This window comes from Kineococcus aridisoli (assembly GCF_050871885.1).
Lineage (GTDB): Bacteria > Actinomycetota > Actinomycetes > Actinomycetales > Kineococcaceae > Kineococcus.
Genome location: NZ_JBJLSF010000065.1, coordinates 14,727 through 27,143 on the forward strand (window position 1 = coordinate 14,727; position 12,417 = coordinate 27,143).

11 protein-coding genes are annotated in these 12,417 nt (G+C 76.4%); 6 read left to right on the plus strand and 5 right to left on the minus strand.

The genetic code is table 11. From position 1 onward, the window contains the following. The first annotated feature begins 20 nt into the window (after positions 1 to 20). Complete coding sequence (locus ACRYM2_RS16495; protein WP_432523535.1) at positions 21 to 1,526, plus strand: CoA-acylating methylmalonate-semialdehyde dehydrogenase; 1,506 nt, start codon at positions 21 to 23, stop codon at positions 1,524 to 1,526. Positions 1,527 to 1,649: 123 nt separating this feature from the next. Further along, positions 1,650 to 3,290, plus strand: coding sequence for a histidine kinase N-terminal 7TM domain-containing diguanylate cyclase (locus tag ACRYM2_RS16500; protein ID WP_432523524.1), 1,641 nt, complete (start codon positions 1,650 to 1,652; stop codon positions 3,288 to 3,290). Here the strand turns inward: ACRYM2_RS16500 and ACRYM2_RS16505 are convergent. Then, entirely contained in the window at positions 3,278 to 4,708 is a 1,431-nt protein-coding gene (locus ACRYM2_RS16505) for a sigma 54-interacting transcriptional regulator (RefSeq protein ID WP_432523525.1), read from the minus strand. The two genes, ACRYM2_RS16500 and ACRYM2_RS16505, sit on opposite strands and share 13 nt — an antisense overlap. Positions 4,709 to 4,790: 82 nt before the next feature. Here ACRYM2_RS16505 and ACRYM2_RS16510 point away from each other — a divergent pair, with 82 nt between their 5' ends. Continuing rightward, positions 4,791 to 5,984: an AI-2E family transporter gene (locus tag ACRYM2_RS16510; RefSeq protein ID WP_432523526.1), complete on the plus strand. Its 1,194-nt coding sequence runs from the start codon at positions 4,791 to 4,793 to the stop codon at positions 5,982 to 5,984. 104 nt (positions 5,985 to 6,088) lie between these two features. Here ACRYM2_RS16510 and greA read toward each other — a convergent pair whose 3' ends face one another. Beyond that, positions 6,089 to 6,586: a transcription elongation factor GreA gene (gene greA, locus ACRYM2_RS16515; protein ID WP_432523527.1), complete on the minus strand. Its 498-nt coding sequence runs from the start codon at positions 6,584 to 6,586 to the stop codon at positions 6,089 to 6,091. A gap of 119 nt (positions 6,587 to 6,705) precedes the next feature. Continuing rightward, on the minus strand, positions 6,706 to 7,140 hold the full coding sequence (locus tag ACRYM2_RS16520) for a DUF4307 domain-containing protein (RefSeq protein ID WP_432523528.1): 435 nt from the start codon (positions 7,138 to 7,140) through the stop codon (positions 6,706 to 6,708). A 146-nt stretch (positions 7,141 to 7,286) separates the two neighbouring features. Between ACRYM2_RS16520 and mca the strand changes: the two genes are divergently transcribed. Together mca and ACRYM2_RS16530 are read left to right on the plus strand one after the other, a co-directional pair. Continuing rightward, a complete protein-coding gene (gene mca / locus ACRYM2_RS16525; protein ID WP_432523529.1) occupies positions 7,287 to 8,189 on the plus strand; it encodes a mycothiol conjugate amidase Mca in 903 nt (300 codons plus the stop codon). Next, a complete protein-coding gene (locus ACRYM2_RS16530) occupies positions 8,186 to 8,500 on the plus strand; it encodes a hypothetical protein (RefSeq protein ID WP_432523530.1) in 315 nt (104 codons plus the stop codon). The genes mca and ACRYM2_RS16530 overlap by 4 nt, the downstream gene beginning before the upstream one ends. Positions 8,501 to 8,510: 10 nt before the next feature. Here the strand turns inward: ACRYM2_RS16530 and ACRYM2_RS16535 are convergent, their stop codons facing one another. Next, on the minus strand, positions 8,511 to 9,470 hold the full coding sequence (locus tag ACRYM2_RS16535; RefSeq protein WP_432523531.1) for a Gfo/Idh/MocA family protein: 960 nt from the start codon (positions 9,468 to 9,470) through the stop codon (positions 8,511 to 8,513). A 152-nt stretch (positions 9,471 to 9,622) separates the two neighbouring features. On the opposite strand from ACRYM2_RS16535, the gene ACRYM2_RS16540 reads away from it, so the two are divergent. Next, the gene (locus ACRYM2_RS16540) at positions 9,623 to 11,683 is read left to right on the plus strand and encodes a thioredoxin domain-containing protein (protein ID WP_432523532.1); all 2,061 of its coding nucleotides are present in this window, start codon (positions 9,623 to 9,625) and stop codon (positions 11,681 to 11,683) included. A 2-nt stretch (positions 11,684 to 11,685) separates the two neighbouring features. On the opposite strand, the gene trhA is transcribed toward ACRYM2_RS16540, so the two are convergent. Continuing rightward, positions 11,686 to 12,360: a PAQR family membrane homeostasis protein TrhA gene (gene trhA, locus ACRYM2_RS16545; RefSeq protein ID WP_432523533.1), complete on the minus strand. Its 675-nt coding sequence runs from the start codon at positions 12,358 to 12,360 to the stop codon at positions 11,686 to 11,688. Positions 12,361 to 12,417: the final 57 nt, after the last annotated feature.

The following is a 12,417-nucleotide window of genomic DNA, read 5'->3' on the forward strand; positions in this document are numbered from 1 at the left end:
CCACCGCCGCCGCGAGCGGGCTGCCGCTCGTCGAGCACTGGATCGCCGGTGCCCCGAGCGCCGGCTCCGGCGAGCGTCGCGGGGACGTCTACGACCCCGCGACGGGCAGGCTCGCGAAGGCGGTCGCGCTGGCCTCCGAGGCGGACGTGCAGGCGGCGGTGAGCGCGGCCCGCGAGGCCTTCCCGGCCTGGCGCGACACCTCGCTGGCCCGGCGCACCGCGGTCCTGTTCGCCTTCCGCGAGCTGCTGAACGCCCGCAAGGGCGAGCTCGCGGAGATCATCACCGCCGAGCACGGCAAGGTCCTCTCCGACGCCCTCGGCGAGGTCAGCCGCGGCCAGGAGGTCGTCGAGCTGGCCTGCGGCATCAACCACCTGCTCAAGGGCGGCTTCACCGAGAACGCCTCCACCAAGGTGGACGTGTACTCCCTGCGCCAGCCGCTGGGCGTGGTCGGGATCATCTCCCCCTTCAACTTCCCCGCGATGGTCCCGATGTGGTTCTTCCCCATCGCCGTCGCCGCGGGCAACACCGTCGTGCTCAAGCCGTCCGAGAAGGACCCCTCCGCCGCGAACTTCATCGCGCAGCTGTGGAAGGAGGCGGGTCTGCCCGACGGCGTCTTCAACGTCCTCCACGGCGACAAGGTCGCCGTGGACGGCCTGCTCACCTCGCCCGACGTCGCCTCGATCTCCTTCGTGGGCTCCACCCCCATCGCGCGCTACGTCTACGAGACCGCCACCGCGCACGGCAAGCGCGTGCAGGCCCTGGGCGGGGCGAAGAACCACATGCTCGTGCTGCCCGACGCCGACCTGGACCTGGCCGCCGACGCCGCCGTCAACGCCGGGTTCGGCTCGGCGGGGGAGCGCTGCATGGCCGTCTCCGCCCTGGTGGCGGTGGACTCGATCGCCGACGAGCTCGTCGCGAAGATCTCCCAGCGGGTGGCGACGCTGCGCACCGGCGACGGCCGCCGCGGCTGCGACATGGGCCCCCTGGTGACCGGTGCGCACCGCGACAAGGTGACCGGCTACGTCGAGGCGGGGGTGCGCGAGGGCGCCGAGCTCGTCGTCGACGGGCGCGAGGTCGTCCCCGACGCCGTCGACGAGCAGGCCGTCGCCGACGGGTTCTGGCTGGGGCCGACGCTGTTCGACAAGGTCGGCACGGACATGTCGATCTACACCGAGGAGATCTTCGGCCCCGTCCTGTCGGTGGTCCGGGTGGCCGGCTACGACGAGGGCATGGCGCTCATCAACGCCAACAGGTACGGCAACGGCGTGGCCATCTTCACCAACGACGGCGGCGCGGCCCGCCGGTTCCGCAACGAGGTGCAGGTCGGCATGATCGGCGTCAACGTGCCGGTGCCGGTGCCGGTGGCCTACTACTCCTTCGGCGGCTGGAAGGCCTCCCTCTTCGGCGACAGCCACGCCCACGGCACCGAGGGCGTGCACTTCTTCACCCGCGGCAAGGTGGTCACCGAGCGCTGGCTGGACCCCTCGCACGGCGGGCTGAACCTGGGGTTCCCGCAGAACTCCTGAGCCGCCCCACCGGCTCCCGCGGCGGGCCGGCGCGCACGGCCGAGCGCGCCGGCCTCAAGGTGCCGGGCGGGGAGCCGATGACCACCCCGAGGGACCGGCCCTCGCCGGCCGTGGAGGTGGCTCGTGCCCACGTGGGTGGTCGTCGTCGCCTTCACGACGGCTGCACTGGCGTGCTCGGGCACCTGCGCGACCGCCTGGCGGCTGCGCTCGGGGGCACCCGCCCCCGCGCTGCTCGCGATCGCCACCGCCTGCATGGCGCTGTGGTCCGCCGCGGTCGTCGGGCAGTGGTGCGCACCGGGCGCCGGCGCCCGGGAGGTCGCCCGCTGGTGCTACTTCCTCGGCGTCCACGGCTCGACGACCGCGCTGGTGCTGTTCTGCCGGGCCCTGGCCGATCCCGCGTGGCGCCCGACGCGCCGCGCGGTGACCGGCTGGTGCGCACCGGGCGCCCTGCTGCTGCTCGCGCTCGCCACCGACCCGCTGCACCACCTCTTCTACCGGGCGCCGGTCGCGGCCCACACCGCGCTGGCGGGCGAGCCGGGACCGCTCTTCTGGGTGAGCACGGCCGTCACCTACGTGCTGTGCACGGCCGCCCTGCGCACCGTGCGCCGCGCCCGGCGCCGCGCCTGCCCGTACTTCCGCCGGCAGCTGTCGAGCGCCGGGCTGGGCGTCGTGCCGCCCGCGCTCGCCGCGACCGCCAGCCACCTGCTCGCCGCCCGGCTGGGCGGGCTGGACCTGACGCCGCTGGGCTTCGTCCTCACCGGGCTGGTGAACGTGCGGGCCATCTCCCGGCAGGGCTGGGTGCGCGTGGTGCCCATCGCCCGCGAGCAGGTGCTCGAGCGGATGCCCGACGGCATCGTCGTGGTGGACGCCGCGGCGGTCGTCGTCGACGCCAACGCGCCGGCCGAGGCGCTCGCCCGCCGGTGGCGGCCGGGCCCCGGTGCCGGCGGCCTCGACGCCGCCGGCCTCGTGGGCCGGCCCGCCGCCGCCGTGCTGTGGCCGCAGCTCGTCGAGCTCCTGGTCGCACGGGGGGAGCTCGGCACCACGAGCAGCCCGGCGGCGGGCGTCCACGTCGACGCCCGCGCCAGCGACATCGTCGACGCCGACGGCCACCGCCTGGGCCGCGTGGTGGTCCTGCGCGACGTCAGCGACCTCGTCGAGCAGCGCGAGGCGCTCGCCGAGCTGAACGCGCGGCTGTCCGAGCAGCTGGCGGTCAACGAGGCCCTGCGCGAGCGGCTCGCCGAGGACGCCCTGCGCGACCCGCTCACCGGGGTGCACAACCGCCGCCACCTCCTGCCGGCCCTGGCGCTGGCCGTGGAGCAGGCCGAGGCGTGCGGCGGGAGCGTCTCGACCGCCGTCGTGGACGTGGACCGGTTCAAGGCCGTCAACGACACCCACGGGCACGCCGCGGGCGACGAGGTCCTGGTGGCCGTCGCGCGGGTCCTGGCCGACCTCCTGCGGCCCGGGGACAGCCTCGTGCGCTTCGGCGGCGAGGAGTTCGTCGCCGTGCTGCCCGGCGCCGACGCCGAGCAGGCGCGCGAGCGGGCCGAGCAGCTGCGCCGGGGCTGCGCCGACCTCGTCCTGCAGCTGCCCGGCGAGCCGCCCGGCACCCGCCTGCGGATCACCGTGTCGGTGGGGACGAGCACCTTCCCCGCCGACGGGGCGACGGGGCGGGCGCTGCTGTCCGCGGCCGACGCGGCGCTGTACGCGGCCAAGCGCGCCGGCCGCGACCTCGTCGTCGCGGCCGGCGCCGCTCAGCTGCCGTAGACGGTGCGCCCGTCCTCCAGCACGACCTTGTCCAGGCGGCGCGTCAGGTGCAGCGCCTCCAGCACGAACTCCACCCCCGAGGCCGCGCGGCCGGGGGTCGGCTCCTCGCCCAGGCCCAGGCGGTCCAGGACCTGCGCCAGGCCGGGGACGGTGCCCACCTGCTCCAGCAGCCGCTCGGCGGGCACCAGGTCGCCCGTCTCGATGGTGCGGCCCCCGGTGACCAGCCCCGAGAACCCGGACAGCTCCGCCCCGCCGAGGCGGGCGCGGTACGTCTCGGCGATCGCGGTGCGCAGCAGGTGCTCCAGCACCTCCACCTCGCGCCCCTCCTCGCCCTGCTCGAACTCCACCTTGCCGCCGAGCACGCTGACGACGGTGTGCAGGTCGCCGACGCGGGCCACCGGCTCACCGCCCTCCCCGGACAGCGCGTGCCGGCGCAGCGCCGCGGCCGCCACCGTCTCGGCGGCGGCGATCGAGAAGCGGGCGGAGACCCCGGAGGCCGGGTCCACGGCCGGCGACTCGCGCACGGCGCGGGTGAAGCGGGCCACGACCTCCAGCAGGTGCTCGGGCACCTCCGCGACGGTGGCGGCCTCCTGGCGCACCAGGTCGACCTCCAGCTCCACCTCCAGCGGGTAGTGGGTGCGCACCTCCGCGCCGAAGCGGTCCTTGAGCGGGGTGATGATGCGCCCGCGGTTGGTGTAGTCCTCCGGGTTCGCGCTCGCCACCAGCAGCAGGTCCAGCGGCAGCCGCAGCTGGTAGCCGCGGACCTGGATGTCGCGCTCCTCCAGCACGTTGAGCAGCGAGACCTGGATGCGCTCGGCGAGGTCGGGCAGCTCGTTGATGGCGAAGATGCCGCGGTTGGTGCGCGGCACGAGGCCGAAGTGGATCGTCTCCGGGTCGCCCAGCGCCCGGCCCTCGGCGACCTTCACCGGGTCCACGTCGCCGATGAGGTCGCCCACCGAGGTGTCCGGCGTGGCCAGCTTCTCGCCGTAGCGCAGCGAGCGGTGCAGCCACGCCACCGGCAGGTCGTCGCCCTCGGCGGCGACCCGGCGGCGCGAGGCGGGGGTCAGCGGGGCGTAGGGGTGCTCGTTGAGCTCGCTGCCGGCGATGACGGGCGTCCACTCGTCGAGCAGGCCGACCAGCGAGCGCAGCAGGCGGGTCTTGCCCTGGCCGCGCTCGCCGAGCAGCACGAGGTCGTGGCCGGCCAGCAGCGCGCGCTCCAGCTCGGGGGCCACGGTGTCCTCGTAGCCGACGACGCCGGGGAAGCGGTCCTCGCCGGCGCGCATGCGGGCGAGCAGGTTGCGCCGCAGCTCCTCCTTGACGCCGACGTGCTCGTGGCCGGAGGAGCGCAGCCCGCCGAGGGTGCGGGGCAGGCCGGCAGGGGGTTCGAGGGGCAGCGTGGGGGTTTCGCCGAGGCTCACGCGAGCAACCTACGTCCGCCCGCCGACGGGCGCACCGGCCCGCGGCCGGGCCCGTGGGCACGCCCGCGGGGCCGGGGGCAGGATGGCCCCCGTGCCCGACCAGTCCCCGCGCCCGGTCCACCAGCCCTACGTCAGCCCGGCGCTGCGCACGGGGGCGGAGTGGTCCTGGCGCTTCCTGGTCCTGGTCGCCGGGATCGTCCTGCTCGCCTACGGCCTCAGCCGCGTCAGCGAGATCCTCATCCCCGTCCTCATCGCGCTGCTCGTGACGGCGCTGCTGGCGCCGGCGGTCAACCTGCACCACCGAGCGCACGTGCCGCGCGCGCTGGCCGTGCTGCTGACGATGCTGCTGGCGATCGGGCTGGTGGCCGTGCTGGTGACCATCGTCGGCAGCCAGGCCTCCGCCGAGGCGCCGCAGCTGGTCGACTCCGCCACCCAGGGCGTCGGCGAGGTCGAGCGGTGGCTGTCCGAGGGACCGCTGCACCTGACCTCGGGCGCCGTCTCCGACTACGTCCAGCAGGCCCAGGACGCGATCGCCGCCAACCGCGAGGCCCTCATCGCGGGCGCCACCGGGGTCGTGGCGACCGCCGGGCACGTCGTCGCCGGCTTCTTCATCTGCCTGTTCGCGACGTTCTTCTTCCTGCTGGAGGGGCGGCGCATCTGGGCCTGGCTGCTGCAGCTCATGCCGGGGCCCTCGCGCGACCGCCTCGACGACGCCGCGCGGCACTCCTGGGTGACGCTGGCGCACTACATGCGCGCGACCATCGCGGTGGCCTTCGTCGACGGCCTCGGCGTCGCGATCGGGGCCGCCGTCCTGCAGGTGCCGCTGGCCACGTCGCTGGGCCTGATCGTCTTCCTCGGCGCGTTCATCCCCATCGTCGGGGCGCTGCTGTCCGGGGCGGTCGCCGTCCTCGTCGCCCTCGTCGCCCACGACGTCGTCACCGCGCTCATCATGCTGGGCGTCGTCATCCTCGTGCAGCAGGTCGAGAGCCACCTGCTGCAGCCGTTCCTCATGGGCCGCGCCGTCGCGGTCCACCCGCTGGCCGTCATCCTCGCCGTCGCCGGCGGGGCGACCCTGTTCGGGATCCCCGGTGCGCTGTTCGCGGTGCCGCTGGTGGCGGTGCTCAAGACGGGCGTCGAGTCGCTGGCCCGGGGCGGGCGCCCGAGCGAGGAGGTCCGCGAGATCGACGCCTCCGACGCGCCGCTGGCCCCGGACACCCCCGCACCCACCGACACCGACACCGCGCGGACCGGCGGCGGCCCGGCCGTCGAACGCTGACGGCACGCGCCGGCGAGGCGCACCGGCGAGACGGCGACGGGCGCGTGGTGACCGCGCGCCCGGTGCCCGGGCCCGTGGTGACCACGCGCCCGCTGCGGGGGCGCTCAGCCGGTGAAGGGCTTGCTGCTGACGACCTTGACCGGGATGCTCCGGCCGTTGGGCGCGGTGTAGGCGACCTCCTCGCCCGGCTTGCGGCCGAGGATCGCGGCCCCCAGCGGCGACTTCTCGCTGTAGACGTCCAGGCCCGCGCCGTCGCCGACCTCGCGGCTGCCGAGCAGGAAGGTCATCTCGTCGCCGGCCAGCTCCACGGTCACCACGGAGCCCAGCGTCACCTCGCCGGCGACGGACGCGGGGGCCTCGCCGACCTGCGCGGTCTCCAGCAGGTGGCGCAGCTGGCGGATGCGCAGCTCCTGCTTGCCCTGCTCCTCCTTGGCCGCGTGGTACCCGGCGTTCTCCTTCAGGTCCCCCTCCTCGCGGGCCTGCTCGATGCGCTTGGCCAGCTCCGAGCGCCCCTCACCGGAGAGGTGCTCGTACTCGGCCTTCAACCGGTCGTAGGCGTCCTGGGTCAGCCACGTCACGCTGCCGGCGGTGGTCTCGCTCACGGGGTGCTCCCTGTCACGTGCTGCGGGTGGGCCTCCTGCCCGCCCACGAACATCGAGTCGCCCGGCCCCGCAGCTGCGGGAGCGGGCGACTCGAAAGGACAACGGTAGCCGGGATCGGCTCAGCCCTCCACCGCGCTGCAGGAGGCGACGCCCGCGGTGACGGCCCGCTGCGTCGTCGTGACCTCCACCTCCTGCTGCACGTCGCGCTCGGGCGTGGCGGGCACCGGCACCTGCAGCACGCCGACCTCCGCGCCGTCGGCGTCGAGGGCGCGCACGGTGCACTGCACGTCCGTGCCCGGCTCGCGCGTCACGCTGAAGCGGACCAGCGCGCTCCGGTCGTCGACGACCCGGTGGCTGATCTCGGAGAAGGCCGGGCCCCGCGACTGCGCCACGGACACCCACGCGCCGTAGGCCAGCACCAGCAGGCCGGCGAGCACCGCGGCCGCCAGCGGCAGCGGGCGCCGGTACCAGGGCGCGCCGGTGCGCGAGCGGCGCCCGTAGCGCTCGGCGAGCACGTCGGGCGGCACGTCCCGGGGGGCCTGGCGGCTGCTCACGCTCTCACGCTCCTGATCGCTGGCTGGGCCGGTGCTCGCCGGTCCGCGGGGATCGGCGAGGATGGACCCCGATGGTCGCACCCGCGCGGACGGGGGCGGCGAGCAGTCGGCACACCAGCGGGACGACCCCGGTGAGAGGAGCGGTGGTGGCGGAGACGCTGCGGCTGATGGCCGTGCACGCCCACCCGGACGACGAGTCCAGCAAGGGCGCCGCGACGATGGCGAAGTACGTGCAGGAGGGCGTGGAGGTCCTCGTCGTCTCCTGCACCGGCGGCGAGCGCGGCGACGTGCTCAACCCCCGGCTCAAGGACGACCCGACGCTGCGGCGCGACATGGGCGAGTACCGCCGCCGCGAGATGGCGGAGGCCGCGCGCATCCTGGGCGTCCGGCACCGCTGGCTGGGCTACGTCGACTCGGGCCTGCCCGAGGGCGACCCGCTGCCGCCCCTGCCGCCGGGCTGCTTCGCGCTGACGCCGGAGGAGTTCACCGTCGACGCGCTCGTGCACGTCGTGCGCGAGTTCCGCCCGCACGTCATGACGACCTACGACGAGTCCGGCGGCTACCCGCACCCGGACCACATCATGACCCACGTGGTGTCCCACGCGGCCTTCCACGCCGCCGCCGACCCCGAGCGCTTCCCGGCCGCGGGCGAGCCGTGGCGGACCTCCAAGCTCTACTACCACGCGAGCTTCTCCCGCGAGCGCATGCGCACCTTCCACGAGGCGCTGCTCGCGCAGGGGAAGGAGTCGCCGTTCGCGGAGTGGATGCAGCGCATCGCCGACGAGGAGGCCGAGCCCGACGCGCCGAAGCGCGCCGAGCTGGAGATCACCACCCGCGTCGAGTGCGCCGACTTCTTCGAGGTCCGCGACCGCGCGCTGCTGGCGCACGCCACCCAGATCGACCCCGACGGCTGGTTCTTCGGCGTCCCGATGCAGCTGCAGCGCGAGCTGTGGCCGACCGAGGACTACCACCTGGCCATCAGCCACGTCCCGACGAGCACGCCGGAGGACGACCTGTTCGCCGGTCTGCGCGGCGAGGGGACGACGTGATCGCGGCCGCGGCCGCGACGCGCCTGGTCCTGGCGGCGACGCCCTCGCCCACCGCGAGCACGGCGACCCCCAGGGTCGACGCGGACCTCGTCACCCCGGGCCTGTGGGGCTTCGTCAGCCTCTTCGTCCTCGCCCTGGCGGTGTACTTCCTCGGGCGCAGCATGGCCCGCCGGGTGCAGCGGGTGAACCACCGCGCCCGCGCCGAGCGCGAGGCCGCCGAGCAGGGGACCGCCGAGCAGGGGACCGCGCCGCGCGAGCGCGGCGGCGCGGGACCCGCCGGCGGTCCGGGCGAGCCGGGACGACCGGGCTGACGGGAGCGCGTCAGCGCACCGGCGTGGTGCGCTGCTCGGCCGGCCGGGCCAGGTGCTCCTCCACGGCCGCCAGCACCGCGACGGTGTCGCGGGCGTAGCCGACGTCGAGCGGGTGCGCCTCGCCGGTGGCCGCCGCCCGGCGCAGCTCGTCGACGGCCCGCTGGTGGCCCTCCACGGGCGTGCCCGTGAACCGCGGCAGCTCGTGGCGCCCGCCGGGTCCCCAGACCGTGGCGAACGAGCCGCCGGCGCCCGCGGGGGCGGTCAGGGTCAGCGACAGCGCGCTGCCGGCGCCGCCCTCGTGCTCCAGGACGACGTTCACCGCGTCGCGCGCACCGCGGCCGGCGGCCACCCGGCGCACCGGCGGCAGCAGCGCCCGCACGATCGACAGCGCGTGCGGGCCGGTGTCCCACAGCCCGCCGCGCTCGCGGCGCCACGCCGAGCCCGCGTAGGGGTTGCCGGGCACGTCGATGGAGCCCGCCCAGCGGAAGAGGCCGCCCTCCCACGGGCCGTGCTCGTCGGCCAGCGCACGCAGCGCGTCTACCCAGCCGGTGATCTCCGGCTGGAACAGGTAGGTCACGTAGACCACCGAGGCCACCCCGCCCGCGCGGGCGGCGGCCACCACCTCCTCGGCCGCGGCCACGTCCAGGGCCAGCGGCTTGTCCACCAGCAGGTGCCTGCCGGCCCGCGCGGCGCGGGCGGCCAGCGGGGCCTGCACGTGCGGGGGCAGCGCGATCGAGACGGCGTCGACGGCCTCGAGCAGCTCGTCGAGGTCGTCGAAGCCCCGCCCGCCCACCTCGGCGGCCGCCGCGGCCGCGCGCCCGCCGTCGCGGCCCCAGAAGCCGACGAGCTCGACGTCGGGGTGGGCGGCCAGCGCCGCGCCGTGGCAGGTGCGGGCCCAGAACCCGGTGCCCAGGACGCCGAAGCGGCGCGGTGCGGGGGAGGGGGCGGGGGTGGTCGCGGAGGCGGTCACGGGCGCGACGCTACCGCGCACCCCCTCCGTCGGTGATCTTCCTCCAGCGCTGCGCGCCGGCTCCAGGTGCACCGTGGAAGATCACCGACGGAGGATCCCCGCTGGGAGGGCGCCGGGGCGCCGGGGCGGCGGCGCTGTGGCAGCGTGGCGGTGTGCCCAACCGCCTGGCCGGCTCGCGGAGCCCGTACCTGCTGCAGCACGCCGACAACCCCGTCGACTGGTGGGAGTGGGGCCCGGAGGCCTTCGCCGAGGCCGCCGAGCGCGACGTCCCGGTCCTGGTCTCCACGGGGTACGCGGCCTGCCACTGGTGCCACGTCATGGCCCACGAGTCGTTCGAGGACCCCGAGACCGCCGCCCGGATGAACGCGTCCTTCGTCTGCGTCAAGGTCGACCGCGAGGAGCGGCCCGACGTCGACGCCGTCCACATGTCCGCCACGACGGCGCTGACCGGTCAGGGCGGCTGGCCCATGACGACGTTCACCACCCCGGCGGGCGAGATCTTCTTCGCCGGCACCTACTTCCCGCCCATCCCGCACCCGCAGGTGCCGAGCTTCCGGCAGGTGCTCGACGCCGTCGCCGAGGCCTGGCGCGAGCGCCGCGAGGAGGTGCTGGGCTCCAGCGCCCGCATCGCCCGCGCGCTCGGCGAGGCCGCCGCCCCCGCCGGCAGCGCGCCCGGCCCGGCCGAGCTGGAGCGGGCCGTCGAGGCGCTGGCCGCCGAGGAGGACCGCGTGCACGGCGGCTTCGGCGGCGCGCCGAAGTTCCCGCCGTCGATGGTGTGCGAGTTCCTGCTGCGCCACGCGGCGCGCACCGGCTCCGAGGTCGCCGCGGGCCTGGCGGCGCGCACGCTCACGGCGATGGCGCGCAGCGGGACGGCCGACCAGGTCGGCGGCGGCTTCGCCCGCTACGCCGTCGACGCGGGCTGGGTGGTGCCGCACTTCGAGAAGATGCTCTACGACAACGCGCTGCTGGCCAGGGCGTACCTGCACTCCCACCGGGCCACCGGCGACGCCGAGCACCGGCGGGTGGCCGAGCAGACCTGCGACTTCCTGCTGGCCGACCTGCGCACCCCGCAGGGCGCCTTCGCCGCCTCTCTGGACGCCGACACGGTCGTCGTCGGCGCCGACGGGCGCCCGCGCGCGCTCGAGGGGGCCACCTACGTGTGGACGCCCGCGCAGCTGCTGGAGCTGCTGGGCCTGGACGACGGGCCGTGGGCGGTGCAGCTGCTCGGCGTCACCGAGGCGGGCACCTTCGAGCACGGCACCTCCACGGCGCGCATGGCGCGGGCGCTGGAGCCGGCGGAGGTGCCGCGCTGGCTGCGCGTGCGCGAGCGGCTGGCCGCCGCCCGCGCCGACCGCCCGCAGCCGGCGCGCGACGACAAGGTGGTGCTCGCCTGGAACGGCCTGGCGATCGCGGCGCTCGCCGAGGCCGGCGCCCTGCTGGAGCGCCCCGACCTGCTGCTGGCGGCGACCGCGGCCGCGCGGTTCCTGGTCTCGGTGCACCGCGTGGACGGCCGCTGGCGCCGGGTCTCGCGCGACGGGCTCGTCGGCGCGCCGGCGGCGGCGCTGGAGGACCTGGCCGACCTCGCCGAGGGGCTGCTGGCCCTGCACGCGGCGACGGGCGAGCGGCGCTGGTCCGACCTGGCCCGCGAGATCGGCGAGGAGGTGCTCGCCGAGTTCACCGACGCCGACGGCCGCCTCGTCGACGTCGCCTCCGGTGCCGTCGACGAGGCCCTGAGCGCCGCCCGCGGCGGGGACGGCCGGCCCGCGGACCCCTCCGACGGCGCGACGCCGTCCGGGCCGTCGGCCGCGTGCGGGGTGCTGCTGGCCCTCGGCGCCCTCACCGGTGAGGCGCGCTTCCGCGACGCGGCCGTCACGGGGCTGGGGCCGTCCGGCGCGATCGCCGCGCAGGCCCCGCGCTTCGCCGGCTGGGGCCTCGCGGTCGCCGAGGCCCTGGCCGACGGCCCGCGCGAGGTGGCCGTCGTGGGCCCCGCCGGTGACGCGGAGGCGGCCGCGCTGCACCGCACGGCGCTGGCCGGGACCGCCCCGGGCCTGGTCGTGGCGCGGGGCGTGCCGGGCGAGGAGGTGCCGCAGCTGCTGGCGCAGCGCGGCCTGGTGGGCGGCCGGGCGGCGGCGTACGTGTGCCGCGGTCAGGTGTGCGAGGTGCCCACGACCTCGGTGCGGGAGCTGGCGGCGGCGGTCGGCGCGCGCGGCTGAGCTCAGGCGGTCCCGTACGTCGCCAGCGAGATCCCCACGTAGTGCGCGGCGAAGCCGACGACCGTGAAGGCGTGGAAGACCTCGTGGAAGCCGAACCACCGGGGACTGGGGTTGGGCCGCTTGGTGCCGTAGGCGATCGCGCCCAGGGAGTACAGGACGCCGCCGACGACGACGAGCACCGCCACGGCGGTGCCGCCGCCGGCGGCGAAGTCGCGCAGGTAGCCCACGGCCACCCAGCCCAGGGCCACGTACACGGGCGTGTAGAGCCAGCGGGGGGCGCCGACCCAGAACACCCGGAAGGCCACCCCGGCCAGCGCGCCGACCCACACGAGGGTCAGCAGGGTGCGGGCCTGGCCCGCCGGCAGGGTCGTCACCGCCAGCGGGGTGTAGGTGCCCGCGATGATGAGGAAGATGTTGCTGTGGTCCAGCCGCCGCAGCACCGCGTTCGCCCGCGGCGACCAGGTGCCCCGGTGGTAGAGCGCGCTCGTGCCGAACAGCAGCGCCGCGGTGACGGCGAAGACGAGGGCGGCCGTGCGCGAGGCCGCCGTGGGGGCCAGGAGCACCAGCACCGCGCCGGCCACGAGCGCCGCCGGGAAGGTGCCGGCGTGCAGCCAGCCGCGCAGCTTCGGCTTCACCGCCGCCAGGACGGCGTCGGCGTCGGTGGGCAGGTCGGCCATGTCCGCACGGTAGCCGCTGCGGCGGGGCGCCCGGGGCGCCCGGGGTGCCCGGGGCGC

Excerpts from the sequence above, each read along its gene's own strand:
- ACRYM2_RS16510 (WP_432523526.1), top strand. The coding sequence starts at position 4,791 with ATGGCCCCCGTGCCCGACCAGTCCCCGCGCCCGGTCCACCAGCCCTAC.
- trhA (WP_432523533.1), bottom strand. The coding sequence starts at position 12,360 with ATGGCCGACCTGCCCACCGACGCCGACGCCGTCCTGGCGGCGGTGAAG.